Genomic DNA, 23,073 nt, shown 5'->3' with positions numbered 1-23,073 from the left:
CGGCCGTTCCCGTGTCCGGTCTTCGCGTTCTCGACGTCTCCAAATCTTTTCCGTCCTCCCGGGGCCCCCGGCCCGTGTTAAAGAACGTGTCCTTTCAGGTTCCTCCGGGCGGATTGGTGTGCCTGCTGGGCCCCAACGGCTCCGGCAAAACCACCTTGCTTAAAACCATCGGCACCCTGCTCCTGCCCGACGGCGGCCGCGTCCTTCTGGACGGGGTCGACGCGCACCGGGCGTCGGTGCGCGCCAAGGAAAAGATCGGGTTTGCCTCCACGGAAGATCAATCGTTTTACGGCCGCTTGTCGGCCCGGATGAATTTGTGGTTTTACGGGCAGATGCACGGACTTTCCAACGCGGTCTTCGAAAAGCGATTGCGGGAGCTTTCGGACTTGCTGGACCTCGCCGGCAGTTTGGATCGCCCCTTTCGGGAACTCTCCAGCGGGCAAAAACAACGGTATTTGCTGGCGCGGGCGGACCTGCACGACCCGTCGCTGTTGATCCTGGACGAACCCCATCAAAACCTGGACCCCCGCTTCGCCTCCCGATTGCGGGAGGTCATCCGCGACGAATGGTGCGGCCGGCGGAAAAAAACCGTCCTGATTTCCACCCACCATTTGGACGACGCGCGCAAAATCTCGGACCATTGGGTGGTGTTGGGCGACGGACGGGTGCGGTTCGAGGGCTCCATCGCGGCCGCCCTGGAAAAGACGCCGTCCTTCGATTTGGAAACTTTTTTTCACCGGTTGACGGAAAGCCCCGCCGCTTCCCCCGCGGGGGAGGGGGCGGCCTCGTGAAAACCCTGCGAACCCTTTGGGCGTTTCTTCGTCGGGACGCCACCATCCACGTGTCGTACAAAGTGGGGTTCGTGATGGACATGGGCGGCGTTTTTTTCAGCGCCGCGACGTACTATTTCATCGCGAAAATGTTCGGTTCGGCCGCGATGCCGTTTTTGAAAAATTACGGCGGGGATTATTTCGCCTTTGTTTTGATCGGCGTGGCCTTCGCGGCCTATCAGAACGTGGGGTTGAATTCCTTTTCCCAATCGCTCCGGCAGGAGCAATTCCTGAACACGCTGGAGCCGTTGTTGATGACCCCGCTCAGCACGCCGCGGTTCCTTCTCGGATCGGCCCTGTGGGATTTCCTTTACGCCACCCTCCGGGTCGGCGTCTACTTGGCGCTCGGCGCCCTGGTGTTCGGGTTGAATCTTCGGTCGGCCAACGTCGGCCCGGCGCTGGCCATTTTGGCGCTGACCCTGGCGGCTTTCATGGGCCTGGGCATTTTCGCCGCGGCCTTCATCATGAGCTTTAAACGGGGCAATCCCGTGACCTGGTTTATGGAGGCCACCAGCACGTTGCTGGGCGGCGTGTATTTCCCGATGGAGGCGCTGCCGGGGGGATTGAAAAAATTCGCCTTGCTGATCCCCATGACCCACGCCCTGGAGGGCCTGCGAAAAACCCTGTTGGTGGGCGCCGGTTGGCGGGAGGTGTTGCCCCAGATGACGGCGTTGGCGATTTTCAGCCTCGTGATGTGGCCCGTGGGCGTTGTGACTTTTGGGTCCGCCTTGCGCCGGGCCAAGGCCGAGGGCACCCTCGGTCATTATTGAGTCCGGCGTGGTCTCCGCCCCCCGCCTGATTTACGACGATCGCTGCGCTTTTTGCCGCCGTTGGGCCGCGTGGCTCGGGAAAAAGACCGGCGGCCGTTTGACGCTCGTGCCGGCCTCCCGCGCCCTGGAGCTTCCTCCCGAAGGGAAATCCCGATTGGAAAAATCCGTGCTGTTTGTGTCGGCCGATGGCGAATGGAAGTCCGGCGCCGGGGCGGTCTTTAACGCCCTGGCCCAATCCCCCGGGGGCGGACTTGGGTTGAAACTTTACGGACAACACGTTTTGTTCCGAGGTTTGGCCGAAGCCGTTTACGCCGTGGTGTCCCGGATGCGACCGGTTCTCTCTCCCCTGTGTGATTTGGTTTGGGGACCTCCGGAGGGCCTTTGATCCCCACCGATCCCGTGGTCATTATCGCCGGGCCGACCGGAAGCGGCAAAACCGAGGTGGCGACGCGCCTGGCTCGGGCATTGGACGCCGAAGTGGTGTCGGCGGATTCCCGTCAGGTTTACCGGGACCTCTCCGCGGGCACGGCGAAACCCCGGGGCGCCTGGGCTCTGGTCGATGGCGAAAATCGCTACGTGAGCGACGGCGTCGTTCACCACCTGGTGGATTTTCTGGCTCCGGAGGAGCGTTACGACGCCGGACGGTTTGCCCGGGAAGCCGCGGCCGCGATCGAGGACATTCGGGCGCGGGGTCGCCGGGTGGTGGTCGCGGGGGGGACGGGACTCTACCTCCGCGCCCTGGCCCGTGGCATCGCCGAGTTGCCCCGGGGCGACGACGCCCTGCGAAGCGAATTGGCCGACCTCGCGGCGCGGGAGGGGCGGCCCGCCCTTCACGCCCGTTTGGCCGCGGTGGATCCCGAGGCGGCGGCCGCCATTCCGCCGAACAATTTGCAGCGGGTCATCCGGGCATTGGAAATTTACCGTTTGACCGGAAAACCCATCACCCATTGGCATCGAACCGCCGGGACCGCCGTCCCGTGGTCTTTCCGATGGTTCGGATTAAAATGGCCGGCGGGGGAATACGACGAACATTTGAAACGGCGTTGCGCGCGTTTGTGGCCGGACCTTCTGAAAGAAACCGGGTCGTTGTTGTCCCGCCACGTCCCCGCCAAGGCGCCGGGTTTTGAATCCCTGGGTTACCGGGAGGCCGTTCGGTGTCTGGCGGGCGAATTGAGTCCGGGCGAAGCGTCGGAATTGTTTTACCGGCAAACCCGCCAATACGCGAAGCGGCAGATGACCTGGTTTCGGGGGGAGAAATCCTTGGAATGGATCGCCGTCGCGGTCCCCCTGGACCCTCGTCAAGTGGCGGAGGGGATCCTCGCCCGCCTGAAGGCCTGAGGCTTTTCCTTCCCCCGGGCCTCCGGAACCGCTAAAATACGGGCCGCATGGAACGCGCGCTCCTCGTCGGACTTCATCTGAAGGGCAAAAACAACGCCACGGCCGATTCCTCCCTGAACGAATTGAAGGGGTTGTTGGAAACGGCCGGCGGGGTCGCCGAAGACGTGTGGATTCAGGAGCGGGTGTCCCGGGATCCCGCGACCTTGATCGGCAAAGGCAAGGTGGAGGAAATCGCGCGCGCCGTGGCCGAAAAAGGGTGGGGCGCGGTCGTGATCAACGACGACCTCTCGCCGACCCAACAGCAAAATCTTCAGGAGAAAATCCCGGCCAAAATCATCGACCGCACGCGGTTGATCCTCGACATTTTCGCCCAGCGCGCCCGCACGCGGGAAGGGAAATTGCAGGTCGAGCTGGCGCAGATGAATTACCTGCTCCCCCGCGTCACGGAGAAATTCGGACGGTTTGAACAGCAGGTCGGCGGCATCGGCACCCGGGGGCCCGGCGAACGGAAATTGGAAATCAGCCAGCGGCGGATCCGGGACCGCATCACCCGCTTGCGCCGCGAAATCGAGGAAGTCCGACGCCAACGGGCCCTCCAGCGGGAGAACCGCCAGCGATTGCCCATGCCCCTGGTGGCCCTGGTGGGTTACACCAACGCCGGAAAATCGACCCTCCTAAACGCTTTGCGGGAAAACCCCGCCGGGGCGGTTTACGCCGACGACAAATTGTTCGCCACGCTGGACCCGACGACCCGCCGGGCGCGTTTGCCCAGCGGTCGGGCGGCCCTTTTCGTGGACACGGTGGGCTTTATTCAACACCTGCCGCATCATTTGGTGGCGGCCTTCCACGCCACCTTGGAAGAGGCGCGCAACGCGGACCTGCTGGTTCACGTGATCGACGCCCAAAGCGCGGAATGGATTTCCCAGCGGGACGTCGTGCGGGACGTTCTTAAAACGCTCGACGCCGATCAAATGCCGCAAATTGAACTGTTCAACAAAACCGACGCCTTGACGCCCGCCCAACGAGCGGTCCATCAGCGCGAGTCGCGGTTGCTGGCCAGCGCCACGACGGGGGAAGGGCTGGGCGAATTTTTAACCCGGGTTGAGGAACGGCTGGACGAAACGCTCAAAGAACGGGTGTTTCTGGTGCCCCACGCCCGGCGAGATCTCATGCCGCGAATTCACGAGGCGGGCCATTTGCTGGAAAAGACGGCGGAGGCGGAGGGAACCCGCGTGCGCGTCCGCTTGGACGAAAAGAATTGGGGACAATTGAGAAAGGAATTGGGACTTTCGTGACCAAACATCCGCGACGCGCTTTGACTTGGGCGAACCGAATCACGCTGGTTCGGCTTCTCTTAACCCCCGTGGTGATCATCGGTTTGTTGAGCGGCGCCCGGGTTTGGCCCGTCCTGATTTTCCTTTTGGCGGCGCTCTCCGACGTGTTGGACGGGGCGGTGGCCCGTTGGCGGGGGGAGCAAACGACCCTCGGCAAATACTTGGACCCCATCGCCGATAAGCTTTTATTGTCCTCGTCCTATTTGGCCTTGGCCCACCTGCGGGTGTTTCCCCTGTGGGTGTTCGTGGTGGTTTTTTCCCGGGACTTGTTCATCTTGATCGGCTGGAACGTGATTTATATTTTGACCCGCAACTTTACCGTGGAGCCCCGCTGGCTGGGCAAGGGCACCACCTTCCTTCAAATGGCCACCGTCGTCCTGGCCTTGACCGTGCCGGGCGCGGGGGTCTTGCCCTGGGCGTTGGGGGCGACGATTCTGGCGACGACGCTCTCCGCCGTCGATTACGTGTGGATCGGGTCGCGGAAGCTGGGGGAACTGGGATGAGCGCGAACGCCGCCCCTCCCACCGTCGTCATCGTCGGACGCCCCAACGTGGGAAAATCCACCTTGTTCAACCGGCTCTGCGAAAGCCGCCGGGCCCTCACCTCGCCCATCGCCGGAACGACCCGGGATTGGCTGGAGGGCGACTGCCATTGGAACGGACGCCTCTTCCGCGTCATCGACACGGGCGGTTATTCCCCGGGCAACGACGACGTGTTGACCTCCGTACGGGCCCAGGTGGAAGAGTGGATCCGCCGGGCCGACGCGGTGGTGTGGGTGGTGGACGCGGGCGAGGGCCTCACCGCCTCGGATCAGTCCTTCGCCCGACTCCTTCGACCCCAATCAAAACGCGTGATCGTGGTGGTCAATAAATCGGACGACGCCCGCCGGGACACGGCCACGGGCGAATTCGCGCGTCTGGGTTTTTCGCCGCTCCTGGGGATATCGGCGACCCACGGACGGCGAATCAACGGTTTGCTGGAAATGCTCGAGGAGAAAATTCCCCGCCCCGCGGACGCCGAAGCGCCGTCGTCCCAGGACGAAATCCGGGTCGCCATCGTGGGGCGACCGAACGTCGGAAAATCCTCCCTGGTCAACTGCCTGTTGGGGGAGAAGCGGATGATCGTCTCGGACGTGCCGGGCACCACCCGGGACACCGTGGACACCCGGTTGGAACGGGACGGCCGTCGCTTTGTGTTCGTGGACACGGCCGGACTCCGCGCCAAAAAATCCAAGGCGGACGCCTTGGAGGGGTTGACCCGCCTCATGGCCGAACGGGCCCTGGACCGCTGCGAAGTGGCGCTCCTCCTGGTGGACGTGACGTCGGGCATGACCGAAGGCGATGTGGCGGTGGGGCGATTGATCGACGAAAAGGCCCGGGCCTCGGTGGTGGGGATCAACAAGTGGGATTTGATCAGCGACACCGGCCCGACGATTCAATATTACCGCTCCCGCGCCGGCGACGGCATGCCCTTTTTGGCCTACAGCCCCCTGGTGTTCCTCTCGGCCAAAACCGGCGAACAGGTTGACGCGTTGCTGAAGGCCCTGGCCGCCGCCCACGAGGAATTTCACCGCCGGTTGGACGACGAAGAAGTGACCGCCTTCTTTTGGCGCCTGGTGCAGGACCGGCCCTATTCCCGAGGCGGGCAAAAACTTAAATTTTACCGAGCGGCTCAGGTGGGCGTCGCTCCCCCGACCATCGTCATCAAGACCAACATGGACCCGGCGGACATTCACTTTTCCTACGAACGTCATTTGGAGCGGGCCTTCCGGGCCGCCTACGGCTTCGCGGGCTCGCCCGTTCACCTCAAATTCAAACGGGGCAAAGCGTGATCGGGGGGGTGTGGATACTGCTGGGCTACGCCTTGGGCTCCCTGCCGACGGCTTATTGGATGGGGCGGGCCCTGCGGGGGATCGACATTCGGACCGTGGGGTCGGGCAACGTCGGCGCCACCAATGTTTTTCGGTCGGTGGGTCGCGGCGCGGGGATTGCGACGCTTCTAATCGACATGGTCAAGGGGTGGCTCCCGGTTTTTCTTTGCCTGCGATTTGGACCGGGGGGGCTGGTTCCCGTGGCGGTCGGGGTGGCCGCGGTGTTGGGCCACAGCGGGTCGCCCTGGGTGGGGTTTCGGGGCGGCAAGGGGGTGGCCACTTCCGGCGGCGTGTTCATCGCCCTCCTTCCGGGGCCCATGCTCTTCGCCGTGTTGGCCTTCGCGGTCGGTTTTGGATTGTCGCGCCGTGTTTCCGTCGGCTCGTTGTTGGCCGCGGTGACGCTTCCCGCGGTCGCCTTTTGGCGGGGGGCGCCGAGCGCGGAACGGAACCTGGCTTTGATCCTCGGCCTTTTCGTCGTTTACAAGCACATTCCCAACATGCGTCGTTTGATGCGCGGGGAAGAACCTCCGGTTCGATTCGGGAACGCGGAAAACAGGGCGGCACCATGATGGAACGCGTCGCGGTATTGGGCGGTGGCAGCTGGGGAGCCACCTTGGCGGATCATTTGGCCCGCCAAGGTCGGGACGTGGTGGTCTGGGAGTTCAACCGGGAACGCGCCGAATCCCTTCAGAAAACCCGGCGCCTTTCCTTCATGCCGCAGTTGGAACTGCACCCCAAGGCCACGGTGACCAACGATTTGGCCGGGGCCTTGGACGGTCGCCCGGTGGTGCTGAGCGCCGTTCCTTCCGAATACGTGCGTCAAACGTTCCGCGCCGTTCGATCGACCGGGCGGCTCGCCCCGGGGGCCTGGGCGGTCAGCGTGACGAAGGGGATCGAGAACAATTCGTTGAAGCGGATGACGGAGGTGATCGTCGACGAAGTCCCGGCCCTGAAGGACCGCGTCTCGGTTCTGGCCGGGCCGTCCCACGCGGAGGAGGTGGCCAAATCCCTTCCGACCGCCGTGGTCGCCGCCGGCCCCGAGCCCTTTCGGGACCGGGTCGTCGCCCTGTTCAACACCGACCATCTGCGGGTCTACACCAGTCCGGATTTCATCGGCGTGGAATTGGCGGGGGCATTGAAAAATGTCTACGCCGTCGCCTGCGGCGTGTCCGACGGGTTGGGCATGGGCGACAACACCAAGGCGGCCCTCATGACCCGCGGGTTGAACGAAATCGCCCGTCTCGGCGCGGCGTGCGGCGCCCAGGTGATCACATTTTTCGGCTTGGCCGGCCTGGGGGACTTGATCGTGACGTGCACCTCCCGCCACTCCCGCAACCGCGCGTTTGGTGAAAAAATCGGCCAGGGCAAAACCGTTCCCCAGGCCTTGGCGGAAATGACCATGGTGGCCGAAGGTTTGCCGACGGCCAAGAGCGCCAAGCAATTGGCCGACCGGTTCGGGCTCGACGTGCCGATCATTCACGCTTTGTACGGTTGCTTGTATGAAGGCAAAACGGCCCGGGAGGCCGTGAAGGAACTGTTGGCGCGGCCCCCCGTGGAGGAAATGCAGCACCTGGAACAATTTGTCAAGAATAAATAGGAGGCGACGGCGGTATGAATAAAGCGGATTTGGCGGCGGTGGTGTCCAACGTGGTGGGCACGCAATTGGAAGCGAAGGCCGCGGTGACCCAGCTGTTTGAGGCGATGCGCAAGGCGCTGCGCGACGGCGACAAGGTGGTCGTCCAAGGATTTGGAAGTTTTCACGTGGTGATGCGAAAAAGCAAACCCGCCCGCAATCCCCGCACCGGGGAGCCGGTGTTGATCCCGCCGCGACGGCGGGTGAAATTCAAGATGGCCAAGGATTTGCTCTGAAATGACCGTCCCCGTTCCGGGGGCGTCCGACCTGCGGCGGGCCCTGCGGCGCGCCGCGCGGGCCGAAAAAATACCTATCCTGTCGAGCTTCTTCAAAACGGGGCCGGGGGACTACGGCGCCGGCGACCGTTTTTTGGGCGTCCCGGTGCCGGAACAGCGCCGCATCGCCAAAGCCCATGGCGCCCTGCCGCGGGCCTCGATCGCCGAACTTTTAAAAAGCCCCGTGCACGAAGAACGATTGACGGCCCTGTTCGTCCTGTTGATTCAATTTCATAAAGCCCTTCCGCGCGAGCGGTTCCGCCTTCATCGGTTCTATCTTCGTCGCCTGCGCCGGGTCAATAATTGGGACCTGGTGGATAGTTCCGCGGCGACGTTGGTCGGCGAGGCGTTGGAGGGGAAATCCTCGGCGCTTCTGGACCGGTTGGCCCGGTCCAAGCATTTGTGGACCCGCCGGGTGGCCATGATCGCGACTTTTCATTTCACAAAAAAGGGCGATCCCCGGCCGGCGATCCGCATCGCCGAACGTTTGCTCTCGGACAAGCACGATTTAATTCACAAGGCCGTGGGGTGGATGTTGCGGGAGGTGGGAAAGCGTTGTTCGGAAAGGTGCCTGACGGATTTTCTGGACCGGCACGGTCCTCAAATGCCCCGAACGGCCCTTCGTTACGCCATTGAACGTCTGGCGACGGCCCGCCGAAAGGCGTATTTGGTCCGGCGAGGCGCCGGCTCGTCCGCCCTTTCGTAACGGGACGAGGCGCCCGCCTTGTTTTCGTCGGGCGGTCGGGGCCCCCTCGTCGATTCGTTGGCCGGGCCCGAAAAAACGCGTTGTAATGACTTCCCGATTTTGGTTTAATTACAACAATGTTGTTGACGATACCGCCGGACAAGGAATATTTTTCCATCGGCGAAGTGTCGCGCCTCTCCGGCGTCAAACCCCATGTTCTGCGTTATTGGGAACGCGCTTTCGGCCTGGTCCGGCCGGCGCGTCGGGGCACGGGCCATCGGCGGTTCGGCCGACGGGACGTCGAAACCATTGGGCGCATTCGGGAATTGGTGGAAGACCGACGGTTGACGCTCGAGGGGGCGAAGAAAGAACTTCGCGCCCAAAACCGGCGCGGCGCCGAGCAGATCCCCCTGGCTTTTAAGGAAACTTCCGCCGCCGTTGAAGTTTTGAAGGAACTGAAGCGCGACATGGCCGAACTGTTGAGCGAGTTGAAAAGGCCTCTTTCGGTGGATTCAAAGTCCTAAGCCCGCGCGGGCGAATGGCCATATAAATTTTCGGGGCGTAGCGTAGTGGTAGCGCACTCGCTTGGGGTGCGAGAGGTCGTGGGTTCAATCCCCACCGCCCCGATATTTTTTTAAAGGTTCCGGAAGGACGACCGATGATCGCTGTGGGCGTTCTTTCCTTTTGAAAGCGCCAATCCGAGCTTAGAACGCCGTCCACCCTTGTCGATTCCCAAGCGTGTCCTCTTCTGTTACATCTCGCCCGCCAGCGGGCACCGGCGCGCGGCCGAAGCCGTCATGTCGGTTCTTCGCCACGGCCACCCTGCGATTGAATGCGAGGGGGTCAATTCCATCAGCTACGCCAACCCCGTCCTGGGGAAAATCGTTTCAAAACTCTATTTGCAGGTCTTGAAATTCGCGCCCCAATTGTGGGATTTCCTTTACGACAATCCCCACATTGAAAAAGCCACCCGGGACCTTCGCGAACTTCTGAACGTGTTCAACACGGGACGGATCGTCGAGGTCCTCCGGGGGTTCCGCCCCCGATGCTTGGTGTGCACCCAGGCCGTTCCCGTGGGGCTCCTGGCGGCGCTCAAGGAGCGCGGGAAAATCAAACTGCCCTTGGTCGGCGTTTTGACCGATTTCGGCGTTCACAATTATTGGATTTCCCCGCAGGTCGATCTCTATCTGGTGCCCAGCGAGGAAGTGCGGCGAAAAATGACCCGGGTGGGCGTCCCCGAAGCCCGGATTCGCGTGACGGGCATCCCCATCGACCCCCATTTCGGCCTTCCGGGCGACAAGCGGGCCGAACGAATGGCCCTGGGCTTGGCCCCCCAGCGTTCGACGGTCCTGGTGATGGGAGGCAATTACGGGTTGGGTCCCATGGAAGACGTGGTGAGTTCCTTGCGACGCCTGCCGGCGGCCCCCCAGGTGATCGCCGTTTGCGGTTCCAATCGACGGCTGCTCGGCAAGATGCATCGGCGCTTTGCCGAAGACCGCTCCGTTCGCGTCATGGGTCAAATCCGGACGATTCATCGTCTCATGGACGCGGCGGATTTGCTGATTTCAAAATCCGGCGGTTTGACCACGGCGGAGTCCTTGGCCAAGGGCCTGCCCATGATCATCATTCAGCCCATCCCCGGCCAGGAAGAACGAAACGCCGAGCACCTGCTGCGGTACGGGGCGGCGGAGCGCGCCGACACCTTGGAGGACCTGACCCGTCTGGCCCAACAACTTTTGTCCAACCGCCAACGATTGGACCGCCTTCGGGAAAACGGCCGGCCGCTGGCCCGTCCCCGGGCGGCGTACGACGCCGCCGAGGCGATCCGCGCTCTGATGGAACGCGGTCCGCGATGAACTGGGAACCCCTGTGGGCCCTGGGATTGGCCGGCGCCAGCCGGACGGTGCGCCAACTTCCCGACGGACCCCGCTACGCTTGCGCTTCCGCCATCGGGCGGGGGGTGAGCCGGCTGTTTCCGGACAAACGGGTCGCCGTGGAAAAAAACCTGGCGGTGATCAACGCCTGGGCCGGAACCCGCTATCGCGTGGAGCGGGTGTTTGAGAATTTCGGCATGACCCTTTCGGATTTTCTGGCTCATCCGCCGGTGAATATCCGCGTGGAGGGCCGCGAGAAGGCCGAAGAGGCGCGCCGACACGGCCACGGGACGATTTTCCTGACGTCGCATTTGGGAAACTGGGAACTCGGCGGGCGGGTGCTCGCCGGTTGGGGTTGGCCGGTGACGGCGGTGTATCAACCCTACACGTCCAAGGCCATGCAAAAATACATTCAAGAACGGCGGGCGCCGGGTTTGAATTATTTGGCCGTTGGAAAAGGCGCGGCCCTGGGCGTGGCGCGGGTTTTGGAGCGGCGCGAATCCGTGGCGATATTGGCCGATCGCCCGTTCGGCGAAGCGGGGGAAATCGTGAGCCTCTGCGGACGTCCCGCCCGGCTTCCCCGGGGGCCCTTTTTGTTCGCCGCGCGATCGGGCGCGCCCCTCGTGCCGGGGTTCGTTTTGATGGAAGGCCCCGGGCGTTACCGGGTGGTGGTGGAAGATCCCATCTGGCCCACCGGCAAGGGCCACGCCGCGGTGCAAATTCTATTGGACAAGATGGCCCAAGTATTGGGAAAATACCTGGCCCAACACGCCGAGCAATGGTATTGTTTTGAACCGGTTTGGGAAGGCTCCTAACGGCACTGCCGGATCCCGGGGTGTAGCGCAGCTGGTAGCGCGCTTGGTTCGGGACCAAGAGGTCCAGGGTTCAAGTCCCTGCACCCCGAGATCCGGGAGAAGCCGAAAGGCGGCATCGTGGAACGTGTGCGTTGGCGGTTTTTTGGGCGCGTGCAGGGCGTGGGGTTTCGCGCTTTTTGCCAGCGGGAAGCCTCGGAACGCGGGATTCTCGGTTGGGTGCGCAACGAGCCCGACGGCAGCGTTTTGGCGGAAGCCGAGGGGCCCCCGGCGTCGCTCGATGGATTGCTGGCGCGCCTTCAAACCGCGCACCCCTGGGCGCGGGTGGAGCGGGTCGACGCCGTTCGGTGTTCGGCCGGCGGGGCGCGGGATCACGGTTTTGACATCGCGGGTTGACTCGGCGGGAGGATCATGAGAGAAAGCTTGGACGCGGTAACCCTCTATTTTCACGGCGTAAAGCGCCTTCAGGATGTTTCCAAAGACGATGTGTCCGCCCTCTGGCGCGCGGCGAAGCGGGGCGACAAAAAGGCCAAACGACGCATCGTCGAAACCAATCTCCGGCTCGTCATACCGATCGCAAAAAAATATTACCGCCCCGGCGTGGACTTTCTCGATTTAATCGAGGAGGGGAATTTGGGTCTGATGCACGCGGTGGATAAATTCGATCCCAAACGCGGTTTCCGGTTTTCGACGTACGCGGCCTATTGGATCGAACAGGCCGTCCGTCGCGCCTACGACGAACAGTCCAAAACCATTCGCATCCCGCCGCACGCCCTCGAGGCCCTTCGAAAATGGCTGCGGGAGTGGGACCGGATGTCCATCAGCCTGGGCCGCAACCCGACCCTGCAGGAAATGGGCAAGAAGTTGAATTTGTCCGCCCGGCAGATCAAAAGCATCATCGACGCCCACGAGGCGGCCAAATCGGTCGGCAGTCTCGACACCCCCTTGGACGAAGACGAAAATCTTTTCATTCGGGACATCGTGTCCGATCGCTCGGACCAAGGGCCGGACGAGATTTTTTCCCTGCTCCGCGTTCGGGACGACCTGGCCCACGCCCTCATCCAAATCGGGCCCCGGGAGAAAAGCATTTTGGACATGCGCTTCGGATTGACCGGCCGCGATCCGATGACCTTGGAAGAGGTGGGGAAAAAGCTTCGCCTTTCCCGGGAACGGGTTCGCCAGCTGGAGGAGCGCGGGTTGGCGCGCCTTCGACGCGTGGCGCAGCGAATGGGGTTGATTTGACATGGCGCTGTCCACCGCTCCGGCCACGGATTTAAAGCGGTTTATTCGGGACATTCCGGATTTTCCGAAAAAGGGCATCGTGTTTAAAGACATCACGCCGCTCTTGTCCGACGGTCCCGCGTTTTTAATGACCATCGCCTTGCTGGCCGACGCCGGCCGCCGTCTTCGGGCGAACAAAGTGGTCGCCATCGAGTCCCGGGGGTTCATTTTCGGTTCGGCCGTGGCGCAGGCGTTGGGCGTGGGCGTGATCCCCGTCCGAAAAAAGGGGAAACTCCCCTTCGAGACGATTTCCACGACCTACGCCCTGGAATACGGCACGGACACGCTCGAAATGCACGTCGACGCCCTCGCGCCGGGCGATCGGGTGTTGGTTGTCGACGACGTGCTCGCGACCGGCGGCACCGCCGAAGCCGTCGTGCGGCTCGTCCAGAAGGCCCGCGGCGACGCCGTGGGGCTGGCCTTCGTGATCGAATTGGAGTTTCTCAGCGGGCGTTCAAAGCTTCCGGCGTTGGACGTGACCGCGCTGATTCGCTTTTAACCCTTCACGCTCCACCTCCGAGCCCCCGTAGCTCAACTGGATAGAGCGGCTCCGTCCTAAGGAGAAGGTTGGTGGTTCAACTCCGCCCGGGGGCGTGGAGGTTGCGCGGACAAAGAAAAGAGGATGACGATGACGACGACGTTCCCGACCTATCGCCCGAACGGCCCCCGTTCGGAGGAATCCCCGGCGGCCCGCTGGGTCCGGCGGCACTGGGCGCAATTGGCCTTGGCGGCGGGGGTGGGCCTGATCGGCGGGGTTCTGACGTTCTTTATTTTGCTGAACCGCGAGCGGCTGGCGGAACGGGCGGCGGATCAATTGTCCGTGGCGCGGAACCAGGCCGGCGCCCGGAAGGTGAAGGAAGCCCTTCAAACGTTGGACGCCGTTTTGGCAACCAACCGCTCGAGCGCGGCCGCCATGCAAGCCTTCGTGATGAAGGGCGAACTGCTGCTGGCCGACAACAAAATGAAAGAAGCCGAAGCCGTTTACGGGGAAGCGCTGGCCCAAGCCACCGAGCCGGCCTACCGCGCCTTGTTCCTTTCCGGCCAAGCGTTCTGCGCGGCGGGACTTGAAAAGTGGGCCGAAGCGGCCGGGCTGTATCAACGGTTTTTGAAGGAGTATCCGGAGCATTTCCTCGCCCCCCGCGCGTATATGGATTTGGGACGGGCCGAGATGGCGGCCGGTCGTTGGGCCGACGCCCAGCGCGCGTTTGAAAAACTGGTGACTCTCTATCCCAAATCCGTTTGGGTGGCCGACGCCCAGGCGTCGTTGGCGGAGGCGCGGTCCCATTCGCCGAGCGCCGCTCCCGCCCCGGCGGCGGTCCGGCCGTGACCTCCGCGCTTGACACCGGGAAATCGTTCTGTTAAAATCAAACCGCTTCGACGAACGGAGGAGGGACCCCTCCTCTGTTTTTTTTCGTATTTTAAATAGGCCCCCGGCGAACACGATGGTTTTCATCGCCCACGGGTTTGGAGGTTAAGAGCATCTACCCGCGTCCGTTTTCACGACCCATGGTCAAATCCGGCGAGCCCCGGATCAACAACCAGATACGCGCTCAACAGGTTCGGCTGATTGACGAAGACGGCACCCAGCTCGGCGTCAAGACCCTCGAAGAAGCGATTCGTATCTCCCAAGATCGCGGCAAAGATTTGGTGGAAGTCGCGCCCCAGGCGCAACCGCCCGTTTGCAAGGTGGTGGACTTCTCGAAATACCGCTACGAGAAGGAAAAACAGAAGAAGGAAGCCCGCAAGCACCAGAAGGGCGGCCACGTCAAGGAAATCCGCTTCCGTCCGCAGATCGGGGAGCACGATTTCGTGACCAAGCTGAAGGCGGTGCAGAAATTTTTGGAAGACCGTGACAAAGTTCGAATCACGGTGATGTTTCGCGGCCGGGAAATGGAACACAAGGATCTCGGGCAGCGGATCATCGAACGCCTCAAGGAGCATTTGGGCGAGCTGGCCACGGTGGAGTCGAACCCCATGATGATGGGGAATCGAATGATCCTCATGCTGGCGCCCCAGAAAAAATAGGACGGATCATGCCCAAAATCAAAAGCCACAGCGGTTCGAAAAAGCGGTTCCGGGTGACGGCCAACGGCCTCGTCATGCACCAGACGCAGGGACGCCGGCATTTGCTGATCGGCATGTCGTCCAACCGCCGACGCCGTTTTCGCAAAGACAACAAGTTGAACAAAATTCAATCCAAAATCATCAGGACACTCTTGCCCTATGCGCGTTAAAAGCGTCGTTTACACCCGTCAACGAAAAAAGAAATGGTTCCGCCGAGCCAAAGGAGCCTACGCCACCAAGAAATCCCGTTGGCGCATGGTCCTGCAGCATTTGGAAATGTCCATGCGGCACATGTATCGCGGCCGCAAACAGAAAAAAGGCGATTTGCGCGCCGTTTGGATTCAGCGCATCAACGCCGCCGCCCGTCAAGAAGGGCTGAGCTACTCCCGGTTCCTGTCGGGCCTGAAAAAGGCCGGCGTGGTCCTGGACCGCAAAATGCTCGCCAATCTGGCCTCCGCCGATCCGGCGTCGTTCAAGCAATTGGCCGACGTCGCGCGGGACAACCTCTCCGCCAAAGCCGCCTAACCGCCTCGGATCCCGGACCGCCGGCGATCGACCGCCCATGACCGCGCTTGTGGAGGATTTGGAAAAACTCAAGAGCGAGGCCCTGGGCGAGCTGTCGGCGTTGGGCACGTCCGAGGCGCTGGAGGCCTTCCGGCTCAAATACCTGGGGCGGGCCGCGGGCCGGCTCACGGTTCTTCTTCAGGCCTTGCCGGGCCTTTCTCCCGACGAGCGGCGCGACGCCGGGCGTCGCGCCAACGAACTCAAAAACCAGCTCGAAAAATCCCTCTCCGAAAAGAAAAAGGCGCTGGACGATGTCGCCTTGTCCGCCGCCTTGACCCGGGACAAACCGGACCTTTCGCTTCCCGGAACCGCCTTCCTGTCCGGAAGCCTCCACCCCCTCACGCGCGTCATGAATGAAATCACCGACGCTTTCCGACGTTCGGGATTTTCCGTGGCCGAGGGTCCGGAAATCGAGGACGACGACACGAATTTCACCGCCCTCAATCATCCGCCCGATCACCCCGCCCGCGACAGCCACGACACCTTTTATCTGAAGGCCCTCCGGGACGCCGCGGGGAAGCCGCTTTTGATGCGCACCCACACTTCGCCGGTTCAAATCCGATTCTTGAAGACCCACGCCCCGCCCCTCTACATCGTGGCCCCGGGACGGGTCTACCGCCACGAGAACGTGGACGCCACCCATTCCTTCGTTTTCCACCAAGTCGAAGGCCTCGCGGTGGACCGGGACATTTCCATGGCCGATTTGAAAGGGGCGTTGGGGCTGTTCGCGGAAACGGTGTTTGGTCCCGGGGTCCAAGTGCGTTTGCGCCCCTCGTATTTTCCGTTTGTCGAACCCGGCGCCGAGGTGGACATCTCCTGCACCTTGTGCGACGGAAAAGGATGCCGGGTGTGCAAACAGACGGGATGGGTGGAAATGTTGGGCGCCGGATTGGTGCACCCCAACGTGTTTCGCGGCGTGGGCTTGGACCCCGAACAATGGTCCGGGTTCGCCTTCGGCATCGGCGTGGAGCGCGTCGCCATGTTTAAATACGGCGTCGACGACCTCCGGCTCTTCTACGAAAACGACCTGCGGTTTCTGGAGCAATTTTCATGAAGGCGTCCCTGGCGTGGCTCAACGAATTTCTGCCGGAACCGCTGACCGCCCCGGAAGCGGCGGCGCGCCTTCGACGAGCGGGGTTCGACGTTCCCTCCGTGGCCCGGGTGGGCGGCGTTTTAACCAACGTGGTGGTGGCCCGGGTGGAAGCGGTGGAAAAACACCCCAACGCCGACAAACTGCGCGTGTGCCGCGTGTTCGACGGGAAGGATCGCTGGAACGTCGTCTGCGGCGCCCCCAACGTCACGGCGGGCGGGGTCTATCCCTTGGCCCGTTTGGGCGCCACGCTTCCCGGGGATTTGAAAATCGAAGCGCGGGCCCTGCGGGGGGTCGACTCCCAGGGCATGATGTGTTCGGCCAGGGAATTGGGGTTGAGCGACGAACACGCCGGGCTCTTCGAGCTGCCGGTCGACGCGACGCTGGGCGAATCCATCGTGAAGGCCCTGGGGTTGGACGATGAAATTTTGGAAGTGGAAATCACCCCGAACCGGCCGGACGCCCTGTCTCATTGGGGTTTGGCCCGGGAATTGGCCGCCGCGGCCGGGCGCCCCCTGGCCTGGAAACCGCCGACCGTGCCCAAAGCCCCGGCCCGAAAAAACGACGTCAAAATCGAAGACCCGGCCGCCTGTTCCCGATACATTGGGCGCGTTTTGGAAGGCGTGCGCGTGACGGCCTCGCCGCTTTGGATGCGTTTGCGGTTGGAGCGTTGCGGGCTCCGTTCCATCAACAACGTGGTGGACGTCACCAATTACGTGCTGCTGGAGTGGGGCCACCCCCTGCACGCCTTCGACCGGGCGAAATTGGCGGAATCCCGAATCGTGGTTCGTCGCGGACGGGCGGGGGAAACCCTGGAGGGGTTGGACGGCGTCGTTCGTCCCGTGGACGGGGCGTTGGTCATCGCCGACGCCGCGCGGCCCCAGGCCTTGGCCGGGGTGTTGGGCGGACGCCCGGCCTCGGTCACCGCGGAATCCACCGACCTGTTTTTGGAAAGCGCCGTTTTTCTTCCCGCGGAAATTCGGCGGGCTCGGGGGCGATGGAATCTGTCCACCGAGAGTTCCTATCGATTTGAGCGGGGAACCGACCCCGCCCTGGCGGAGGCCGCCAGCGCCCGCGCGGTTCAATTGATTCTTCAAACCGGGGGAGGGCGACTGACGGGGCATTGCGACGCGGCGTCAAAACCCGAAAAACCGCTCATCGTCAACGTTTCGGTGGACCGGATCGGGGAATTGCTGGGAATGCCCTTGACCCCGGCCCCGGTGAAAAAAGCCCTGATCGCTTTGGGTTTCAAGGTCAGCGGGTCGGGCGACCGGCTCTCCCTCACGCCGCCCGTCCACCGCGCCGACGTGCGCGAAACGGCCGATGTGGCCGAAGAGATCGCCCGGGGCGTGGGGTACGACCGTATTCCCGAACGGCGGCGGGCGGCCACCCGCGTGATCGACCATCCTTTGCCCGCGCGCGAATTGTCCCAGCGGGCCGGCGCCCGGTGGGTGGGGTGGGGGTTCCGGGAAGCGCGAAACAGCGGGCTGGTGTCCCGGACCGATTGGACGGATTGGAGCGGTTCGGACGGCGCGGACCTGGCCGAACTGGACAATCCCCTCTCCACGGCGGGCGATTGCCTCAACCCGACTCTTTTAATCAATTTGCTTTCGAACGCCCGGCACAACCGGCGGCGGGGGGCGGGCAACGTCCGTTTGTTTGAAAACGCCCGGGTCTTTCGGCTCACGGGCGGGACGGCGGTGGAAAGGGACGCCACCGCCTGGGTGGCCGTGGGCGCCTCCGAAGAGGACCACTGGAAATATTCCACGCGTCCCCTGTCGTTTTGGGACGCCAAAGCCTGGACCAAGGCGCTCTTAAAAGAGTGGCGTTTGAAGGGCGTTCGTTTTGAAACCTCCGAACATCCCGCCTTTCATCCCGGCGAATCGCAAACGGTCGTGTTAAACGGCCGCTCCCTCGGTGTGTTTGGCCGTTTGCACCCCCGCCGGGCCGCGGCGTGGGATTTGCCGCCGGACACCCTGGCCGGGGAATTGGATTTGACGCTGGCGGCCGAGGGGGAATTTCTGCCCTTGCGGTTTCAGGGCCTGTCCAATCAACCCCCTTTGATCCGGGATTTTTCAATGATTTTTCCAGCGACGGTGTCCTGGTCCTCCCTCGTTTTTTGGATTCACGGCCAAAGCGAACTGGTGGAAAACGTTCGGCTCTTCGACGTGTTTACCGGCGCGGGCGTGGCCGAGGGCCAACGCAGCCTGGCGTTTCGGGTGACCTTTCGCCACGCCGATCGGACCGTGAGCGACGCCGAGGGGGCCGCGCTCCACGAACGGATTCTCAAAGGCTTGGCCGAAGCCTTTCACGCCCACCCCCGGGCCGTTGTTCCGCCGAATTCATGACCGGCCGCGCCGCCCGATCGCGGGGTTTCCGACGGGCCTTTGCGCGCGGGGGCGCGGTTTTGCTTTTGGCGGTCCCCTTCCTTTCCGGTTGCGTTTACCTGCGCCTCTTGGAAATCAAAAAGCAGCTCCGGAATTTCGACGAAAACTTTTATATTTCCGGACGTTCGGAATTGATCATCGGGTTTAACGTGCCCGTTCTTAAGACAAAGGACGTCAAATTCCTGATCGGCGCGGAACCCTTGTACCAAACGGCGGAAGGGGAGGACGTTTACCACTACGAATTCGAAGAATCCCCGGCCCCCGTCGTGCCCGCCCCGGTGGTTTTCGGAACCACAACGTTCGTTTTGAACGAATCGACGGTTCCCGCGGCGGGTCCCCCGCCCCTGGCCCGCCTGTCTCTGGACTTGGCCTTTCACGAAGGAAAGTTGGTCAAAATCATCGTTCCCGAAACCTTCATGCTGTTGTTCCCCCGGAACGTTCTGGTGGAAACCTTGAAACAAGCCGCCAACGCGGAGGTTTTTGAAACCAAGCGCCTCGCCCGCGGACGGATCTCGTTGCCCCCTCACATCGAGGCGGAATTGCCCAGCTTATCGAAAACGTTGTTTTTGTTGGGGGAACCGGCGACGAGTTATCCCGAGGGCGACCTTCAAACGTTTGTTTACAACTTCCGCATTGCCAAAGAGGACCGGCGGGTGCCCATCCAGGGGCGCTTGTGTTTCGACGCGCGCGGACTTCTTCGGCGCGTCTTTGTCCGATGGGATATTTCCTCCGTTGAGGCCGATTTCCCGCGTGAATAATCCCGGGCGGGCGGCGGTTTTTTTTCTGTTGGCCGCGGGCTGCCTGGGCCCCATCCACCGGTACCCGCCCGCCGTGGCCGTTCCCCGGTCGGGGTCCACCGCTCCGGTTCCCGCCACCGCCCTGCTTCGCCTCCCGCCCGAGGAGGCGCCGGATTTTCTGGACGACCTGGATCGGGAGGACTTGGGAATCGCCGTCCGGGCGAGCCGCCGCTACTTTGAAAAACAACCTTCCGACCGTTTGTTCCACTTTGGTCCCGATGCCTACAACGCCCGGGAAATGGCCGAAGGGATGGCGCTGATCGACGAATGGCTGGCGGCGAATCCGCCGGATTTCGGCCGTCGCGTCCGGGACGCCTTTTGGGTATACCGATCCACGGGCGCGGCGCCGGACGGGAACGTCGTGTTTTCGGCCTACTACGAGCACGACCTGGACGCTTCGTTGACCCGGACTTCCTCCTTCACCGTGCCCCTCTACGGCCGGCCGGCCGATCTGGAAGAATCGATGTTGCCCAGCGGCGAAAAGCAAATCGGGCGCCGCGTCGGCGGAAATCTTCGTCCCTATTGGTCCCGGGAGGAGATCGATTCCGGCGGCCGCCTGGCCGGTAGGAATTTGGAGATCGCCTGGGCGGCGGATCCCTTGGATGTTTTCTTTTTGCAGGTGCAGGGGTCGGGCTGGTTGCGGTTGCCGAACGGAGAACGCCTGCGCATCCGCTACGCGGGGAACAACGGGCTCCCCTACCGGTCCGTGGGCGGCGCCATGATCGAACGGGGGCTGTTGTCCCGCGAAACGTTTTCCCGGGAAGCGATGAAGCAATATCTCCGGTCCCACGCCGGAACCCGGCAATCCCTCTTGAACATCAATCCGCGCTACGTTTTTTTCCAGATCGACCGGTCCGACCTCAAAGACGCGGCGTTTGGTTCCTTGAACGTTCCTTTGACGCCCCGGCGGTCCATCGCCACGGATCCCGCCGTGTATCCCCCGGGCGCCCTGGCGTGGATGGAAACCGACACGAAAAACAAGACGGCCCGTTTTGTGGTCAATCAGGACGAAGGCGGGGCGATCAAAGGGCCGGGGCGGGTGGACTATTTCGTGGGCGGGGGGGCCGCCGGGGAATCCTTCGCCGTCGGCTTTTGGGAAAAAGGGCGGGTTTACTTTTTGGCCAAGCGGCGCGGCGGCACGGAGCGCGGCGCGCGCTGAGCGAGGCGTTCCGCGTCGCGGGCCGCTCGACGGGCGACGTCGCGGGCCGGCGCCGCGGGGATGAATCGCCCCGGCCATTTTTGCCGCAGGCGGCGCCAGAAACCGGACCGAAAATCGGCGTTTTCATAAACCGCCCCGCCGCCGCCCAATCTTAAACCCCGCCGATTCCCCCAAGGGCGGGCCGCCTCCTCCACCAGCCGAACGAGTTGCTCCTGGGCGTCCCGAAGAATCGATCGATAACGTGAATCGGTTGGGGCGCCGAAGGCCACGCGCCGCGCCAAGGCGGCCGTTTGCCGCACCGCTTCCGGGGTCGACGAAAGACGCCGAAGGTCGGAGGCCGACTTTCCTTTCACCCGCCGCAAATACTCCCGCCCGATCCAAAACCCCGACCCCTCGTCGCCGAGGCGCGGACCCAGGCCGCCGGCGCGCACCCAACGGCCCGCGGGAGTGCGACCGAGGGCCAGAGACCCCGTTCCCACCGCCAAATAGAGGCCCGATTCGGTCCGTCGGCCCACCGACGTCCAAAAAGCCAATTCCACGTCCGAAAAGACTGTCACGCGCTGGGCCAGGTCCCGGCATCGGCGTTGGAGGGCGCGACGCTCGGGGAGGGCCCAAACCCCTTTGGAACCGATGATCAGATGTTGAATCGATTTTCGCCCAAGGGGGGGGAGGGAATTCCGTAGCCGACCGGGCAATTGGTTGGGGGGGACGGCGGGTCCCTGGAAGGTTTTTACCGCGCGGCCGGCGGCGGTCGTTAAGACCCAACGCAGGTTCGTCCCGCCCAAATCGACCCCGAGGTTCACGAGCCGAAAATCCGTTCCAGGCAGGCGGCGATTTGGCATTGACGAAACCCGAAGGCGGTGACGACCGTCGAGCGTGGGTCCGCGAAGACGCGGTCGTAGGGGTTGCGAAGAAGAACCAGAATCGGTTTTGGTTGCCGCCGTTGAAGGGACGCCATCAGCGCGCGATCGCCCGGTTGGAGGTGCGCGTCGAAACAAACGTAGACGACTTGGTCGGCGTTTCGGGCACGCTGAAGAACCCGGCGCCTTTCGCGCGGGCCCGGGTTGATGTCGATCGGGCAGAGCCGCGCCCGGGGATCGGGAACGGTTTTTTTAAAAAAGGCCCCCGGCCGTGTCATCATCGGCTCGATCATGATGCGACGGGAGAGGGGTTCGAAACGGGGGAAAATCACCAGGGTTTTCGCTGGCCGCGCGTCCGGCGACCGCAACGCCGGGCCCGTGACCGTGACCGCTCGGCGCGCGACGCGGGCGGCCAGGGCCGCTCCCGCGGGGTCGGCCACCGCCGGTCCGGGGGCAAACCGTTTTTGAGCGAATCCCCGAAGTCGCCGCAGGCGTTCCACGGAGCATTCCAGGTCCCGGCGGGAAAGTTCTCCGGAGCGGACGGCCTCGAGCAACGCGTGGAAAACCCCGCGCTGGAGATCGGCCCGGTGGCAGCACAAAATCAAATCGTGCCCGGCGGCGGCCGCCAGGACGGCGGCGCGGCCGACGGGGGCCAGCCGACGCAGGGCGCCCATTTCCAGGTCGTCGGAGGCGATCACGCCGCGAAACCCCAATTCCTCCCGGAGCAGGCCCGTGATCAGTTTTTTCGAAAAAGTGGCGGGGGTTCGAGGGCGGGGTTCCAGCCGGGGGTAGAGGGGATGGGACGACATGATCATGTCCACCCCGGCGGCGATGGCCGCCCGGAAGGGCTTCAAATGGGAGCGACGCATTTCGGCCCAGGTCGTTCGGATAACGGGCAGATCCAAATGGGGGTCGAGCGAAGCCGGCCCGAGGCCCGGGAAGTGTTTGGCGCAGGCGCTCACGCCCTGGGCCTGAAGGGCGCGCAATCGGGCCACCGCCATGGCCGCCACGCGATCCGGGTTGTCCCCGTAGGAGCGGATGCCGATGTTCGGGCTGTGGGTGCGCGTTAAAACGTCCACCGTGGGGGAGAACGCCACGTCCATGCCCAGACGACGCAATTCCCGGCCTTCCACGGCGCCCTGCCGGGCGGCGTCCGCGGGCGTGGCGCCGGTGCCGAAGGCGAGATTATCGGGAAAAACAGTGACGCCGCCCTGGAACATGATCACCCGGCCGCCTTCGTGGTCGACGGTCACGAGGAGACGGCGACCCAGGGACTCTTCCATCTCCCGGACCAAGGCGCGGATCTGGACCGGGGAGCGGTAGTTGATTCGATAGAGAATCAACCCCCCGGCGTGGGTGTCCCGAAAAAGTTGAAGGTCGGCCCGGGTGGGCCGGGGGCCGGGAATGCCGAAAACCAACCGTTCCCCGATCAATTGTTCGTCGATCACCG

27 protein-coding genes and 3 tRNA genes are annotated in these 23,073 nt (G+C 63.3%); 28 read left to right on the top strand and 2 right to left on the bottom strand.

Going from position 1 to position 23,073, the window contains the following annotated elements; translation table 11 throughout:
* Positions 1 to 11: 11 nt before the first annotated feature.
* From IPP68_04360 to IPP68_04225, 28 genes are all read left to right on the top strand, one after another.
* A complete protein-coding gene (locus tag IPP68_04360; protein ID MBL0349591.1) occupies positions 12 to 791 on the top strand; it encodes an ABC transporter ATP-binding protein in 780 nt (259 codons plus the stop codon).
* On the top strand, positions 788 to 1,600 hold the full coding sequence (locus IPP68_04355) for an ABC transporter permease (protein MBL0349590.1): 813 nt from the start codon (positions 788 to 790) through the stop codon (positions 1,598 to 1,600). The genes IPP68_04360 and IPP68_04355 overlap by 4 nt, the downstream gene beginning before the upstream one ends.
* Before the next feature lie 7 nt (positions 1,601 to 1,607).
* Positions 1,608 to 1,985 (top strand): DUF393 domain-containing protein, encoded by a 378-nt coding sequence (locus IPP68_04350; GenBank protein MBL0349589.1) that lies wholly within the window; start codon positions 1,608 to 1,610, stop codon positions 1,983 to 1,985.
* A complete protein-coding gene (miaA, locus tag IPP68_04345) occupies positions 1,982 to 2,938 on the top strand; it encodes a tRNA (adenosine(37)-N6)-dimethylallyltransferase MiaA (GenBank protein MBL0349588.1) in 957 nt (318 codons plus the stop codon). The genes IPP68_04350 and miaA overlap by 4 nt, the downstream gene beginning before the upstream one ends.
* A gap of 47 nt (positions 2,939 to 2,985) precedes the next feature.
* Positions 2,986 to 4,233 carry a GTPase HflX gene (gene hflX / locus IPP68_04340; GenBank protein MBL0349587.1) on the top strand — a complete coding sequence of 416 codons (1,248 nt, stop codon included), beginning with the start codon at positions 2,986 to 2,988 and terminating at the stop codon, positions 4,231 to 4,233.
* Positions 4,230 to 4,775 carry a CDP-alcohol phosphatidyltransferase family protein gene (locus IPP68_04335; protein MBL0349586.1) on the top strand — a complete coding sequence of 182 codons (546 nt, stop codon included), beginning with the start codon at positions 4,230 to 4,232 and terminating at the stop codon, positions 4,773 to 4,775. Before hflX ends, IPP68_04335 begins: the two co-directional genes overlap by 4 nt.
* Positions 4,772 to 6,103: a ribosome biogenesis GTPase Der gene (gene der, locus IPP68_04330; GenBank protein MBL0349585.1), complete on the top strand. Its 1,332-nt coding sequence runs from the start codon at positions 4,772 to 4,774 to the stop codon at positions 6,101 to 6,103. Before IPP68_04335 ends, der begins: the two co-directional genes overlap by 4 nt.
* Positions 6,100 to 6,711, top strand: coding sequence for a glycerol-3-phosphate 1-O-acyltransferase PlsY (plsY, locus tag IPP68_04325; GenBank protein ID MBL0349584.1), 612 nt, complete (start codon positions 6,100 to 6,102; stop codon positions 6,709 to 6,711). Before der ends, plsY begins: the two co-directional genes overlap by 4 nt.
* Positions 6,711 to 7,739: an NAD(P)-dependent glycerol-3-phosphate dehydrogenase gene (locus tag IPP68_04320; GenBank protein MBL0349583.1), complete on the top strand. Its 1,029-nt coding sequence runs from the start codon at positions 6,711 to 6,713 to the stop codon at positions 7,737 to 7,739. Before plsY ends, IPP68_04320 begins: the two co-directional genes overlap by 1 nt.
* A gap of 14 nt (positions 7,740 to 7,753) precedes the next feature.
* Positions 7,754 to 8,011, top strand: coding sequence for an HU family DNA-binding protein (locus IPP68_04315; protein MBL0349582.1), 258 nt, complete (start codon positions 7,754 to 7,756; stop codon positions 8,009 to 8,011).
* A gap of 1 nt (position 8,012) precedes the next feature.
* On the top strand, positions 8,013 to 8,756 hold the full coding sequence (locus IPP68_04310) for a DNA alkylation repair protein (protein MBL0349581.1): 744 nt from the start codon (positions 8,013 to 8,015) through the stop codon (positions 8,754 to 8,756).
* A gap of 116 nt (positions 8,757 to 8,872) precedes the next feature.
* Positions 8,873 to 9,259 carry a MerR family transcriptional regulator gene (locus IPP68_04305; protein MBL0349580.1) on the top strand — a complete coding sequence of 129 codons (387 nt, stop codon included), beginning with the start codon at positions 8,873 to 8,875 and terminating at the stop codon, positions 9,257 to 9,259.
* A 31-nt stretch (positions 9,260 to 9,290) separates the two neighbouring features.
* Positions 9,291 to 9,362: transfer RNA gene (locus tag IPP68_04300), tRNA-Pro, on the top strand.
* Between the two features lie 95 nt (positions 9,363 to 9,457).
* Positions 9,458 to 10,591: a hypothetical protein gene (locus IPP68_04295; protein MBL0349579.1), complete on the top strand. Its 1,134-nt coding sequence runs from the start codon at positions 9,458 to 9,460 to the stop codon at positions 10,589 to 10,591.
* On the top strand, positions 10,588 to 11,424 hold the full coding sequence (locus IPP68_04290) for a lysophospholipid acyltransferase family protein (protein ID MBL0349578.1): 837 nt from the start codon (positions 10,588 to 10,590) through the stop codon (positions 11,422 to 11,424). Before IPP68_04295 ends, IPP68_04290 begins: the two co-directional genes overlap by 4 nt.
* A 16-nt stretch (positions 11,425 to 11,440) precedes the next feature.
* Positions 11,441 to 11,513 (top strand) — tRNA-Pro (locus IPP68_04285).
* Between the two features lie 28 nt (positions 11,514 to 11,541).
* Complete coding sequence (locus IPP68_04280) at positions 11,542 to 11,817, top strand: acylphosphatase (GenBank protein MBL0349577.1); 276 nt, start codon at positions 11,542 to 11,544, stop codon at positions 11,815 to 11,817.
* Positions 11,818 to 11,832: 15 nt separating this feature from the next.
* Positions 11,833 to 12,663: a sigma-70 family RNA polymerase sigma factor gene (locus IPP68_04275; GenBank protein MBL0349576.1), complete on the top strand. Its 831-nt coding sequence runs from the start codon at positions 11,833 to 11,835 to the stop codon at positions 12,661 to 12,663.
* Between the two features lies 1 nt (position 12,664).
* Positions 12,665 to 13,201, top strand: coding sequence for an adenine phosphoribosyltransferase (locus tag IPP68_04270; GenBank protein ID MBL0349575.1), 537 nt, complete (start codon positions 12,665 to 12,667; stop codon positions 13,199 to 13,201).
* Positions 13,202 to 13,222: 21 nt separating this feature from the next.
* Positions 13,223 to 13,296, top strand: a tRNA-Arg gene (locus IPP68_04265).
* A gap of 34 nt (positions 13,297 to 13,330) precedes the next feature.
* Entirely contained in the window at positions 13,331 to 14,029 is a 699-nt protein-coding gene (locus IPP68_04260) for a tetratricopeptide repeat protein (protein ID MBL0349574.1), read from the top strand.
* 179 nt (positions 14,030 to 14,208) lie between these two features.
* Positions 14,209 to 14,727, top strand: a complete 519-nt coding sequence (locus IPP68_04255) for a translation initiation factor IF-3 (GenBank protein ID MBL0349573.1) — start codon at positions 14,209 to 14,211, stop codon at positions 14,725 to 14,727.
* An 8-nt stretch (positions 14,728 to 14,735) separates the two neighbouring features.
* Complete coding sequence (gene rpmI, locus IPP68_04250; protein ID MBL0349572.1) at positions 14,736 to 14,936, top strand: 50S ribosomal protein L35; 201 nt, start codon at positions 14,736 to 14,738, stop codon at positions 14,934 to 14,936.
* Positions 14,926 to 15,291 (top strand): 50S ribosomal protein L20, encoded by a 366-nt coding sequence (gene rplT / locus IPP68_04245; protein ID MBL0349571.1) that lies wholly within the window; start codon positions 14,926 to 14,928, stop codon positions 15,289 to 15,291. Before rpmI ends, rplT begins: the two co-directional genes overlap by 11 nt.
* Before the next feature lie 37 nt (positions 15,292 to 15,328).
* A complete protein-coding gene (pheS, locus tag IPP68_04240; protein MBL0349570.1) occupies positions 15,329 to 16,384 on the top strand; it encodes a phenylalanine--tRNA ligase subunit alpha in 1,056 nt (351 codons plus the stop codon).
* Positions 16,381 to 18,768, top strand: coding sequence for a phenylalanine--tRNA ligase subunit beta (locus IPP68_04235; protein ID MBL0349569.1), 2,388 nt, complete (start codon positions 16,381 to 16,383; stop codon positions 18,766 to 18,768). Before pheS ends, IPP68_04235 begins: the two co-directional genes overlap by 4 nt.
* Positions 18,765 to 19,565, top strand: coding sequence for a hypothetical protein (locus tag IPP68_04230; protein ID MBL0349568.1), 801 nt, complete (start codon positions 18,765 to 18,767; stop codon positions 19,563 to 19,565). The genes IPP68_04235 and IPP68_04230 overlap by 4 nt, the downstream gene beginning before the upstream one ends.
* The gene (locus IPP68_04225; GenBank protein MBL0349567.1) at positions 19,558 to 20,763 is read left to right on the top strand and encodes an MltA domain-containing protein; all 1,206 of its coding nucleotides are present in this window, start codon (positions 19,558 to 19,560) and stop codon (positions 20,761 to 20,763) included. Before IPP68_04230 ends, IPP68_04225 begins: the two co-directional genes overlap by 8 nt.
* On the opposite strand, the gene IPP68_04220 is transcribed toward IPP68_04225, so the two are convergent.
* Both IPP68_04220 and IPP68_04215 read right to left on the bottom strand, forming a co-directional pair.
* Positions 20,715 to 21,566 (bottom strand): hypothetical protein, encoded by an 852-nt coding sequence (locus tag IPP68_04220; GenBank protein ID MBL0349566.1) that lies wholly within the window; start codon positions 21,564 to 21,566, stop codon positions 20,715 to 20,717. The two genes, IPP68_04225 and IPP68_04220, sit on opposite strands and share 49 nt — an antisense overlap.
* Positions 21,563 to 23,071, bottom strand: coding sequence for a glycoside hydrolase family 3 protein (locus IPP68_04215; GenBank protein MBL0349565.1), 1,509 nt, complete (start codon positions 23,069 to 23,071; stop codon positions 21,563 to 21,565). Before IPP68_04215 ends, IPP68_04220 begins: the two co-directional genes overlap by 4 nt.
* Between the last annotated feature and the right edge of the window lie 2 nt (positions 23,072 to 23,073).

Source organism: Elusimicrobiota bacterium (genome assembly GCA_016722575.1).
In the GTDB taxonomy this organism is placed as follows: Bacteria; Elusimicrobiota; Elusimicrobia; order FEN-1173; family FEN-1173; genus JADKIY01.
The sequence above is the reverse complement of the archived record's forward strand: the minus strand, read 5'-3'. Positions and strand labels throughout refer to the sequence as shown.

Bases quoted from the DNA above. Each gene is read 5' to 3' on its own strand.
- hflX (MBL0349587.1), top strand. From the start codon at position 2,986: ATGGAACGCGCGCTCCTCGTCGGACTTCATCTGAAGGGCAAAAACAAC.
- der (MBL0349585.1), top strand. From the start codon at position 4,772: ATGAGCGCGAACGCCGCCCCTCCCACCGTCGTCATCGTCGGACGCCCC.
- IPP68_04320 (MBL0349583.1), top strand. From the start codon at position 6,711: ATGGAACGCGTCGCGGTATTGGGCGGTGGCAGCTGGGGAGCCACCTTG.
- IPP68_04315 (MBL0349582.1), top strand. From the start codon at position 7,754: ATGAATAAAGCGGATTTGGCGGCGGTGGTGTCCAACGTGGTGGGCACG.
- IPP68_04310 (MBL0349581.1), top strand. From the start codon at position 8,013: ATGACCGTCCCCGTTCCGGGGGCGTCCGACCTGCGGCGGGCCCTGCGG.
- IPP68_04305 (MBL0349580.1), top strand. From the start codon at position 8,873: ATGTTGTTGACGATACCGCCGGACAAGGAATATTTTTCCATCGGCGAA.
- IPP68_04290 (MBL0349578.1), top strand. From the start codon at position 10,588: ATGAACTGGGAACCCCTGTGGGCCCTGGGATTGGCCGGCGCCAGCCGG.
- IPP68_04275 (MBL0349576.1), top strand. From the start codon at position 11,833: ATGAGAGAAAGCTTGGACGCGGTAACCCTCTATTTTCACGGCGTAAAG.
- IPP68_04270 (MBL0349575.1), top strand. From the start codon at position 12,665: ATGGCGCTGTCCACCGCTCCGGCCACGGATTTAAAGCGGTTTATTCGG.
- IPP68_04260 (MBL0349574.1), top strand. From the start codon at position 13,331: ATGACGACGACGTTCCCGACCTATCGCCCGAACGGCCCCCGTTCGGAG.
- IPP68_04255 (MBL0349573.1), top strand. From the start codon at position 14,209: ATGGTCAAATCCGGCGAGCCCCGGATCAACAACCAGATACGCGCTCAA.
- rpmI (MBL0349572.1), top strand. From the start codon at position 14,736: ATGCCCAAAATCAAAAGCCACAGCGGTTCGAAAAAGCGGTTCCGGGTG.
- rplT (MBL0349571.1), top strand. From the start codon at position 14,926: ATGCGCGTTAAAAGCGTCGTTTACACCCGTCAACGAAAAAAGAAATGG.
- pheS (MBL0349570.1), top strand. From the start codon at position 15,329: ATGACCGCGCTTGTGGAGGATTTGGAAAAACTCAAGAGCGAGGCCCTG.
- IPP68_04235 (MBL0349569.1), top strand. From the start codon at position 16,381: ATGAAGGCGTCCCTGGCGTGGCTCAACGAATTTCTGCCGGAACCGCTG.
- IPP68_04230 (MBL0349568.1), top strand. From the start codon at position 18,765: ATGACCGGCCGCGCCGCCCGATCGCGGGGTTTCCGACGGGCCTTTGCG.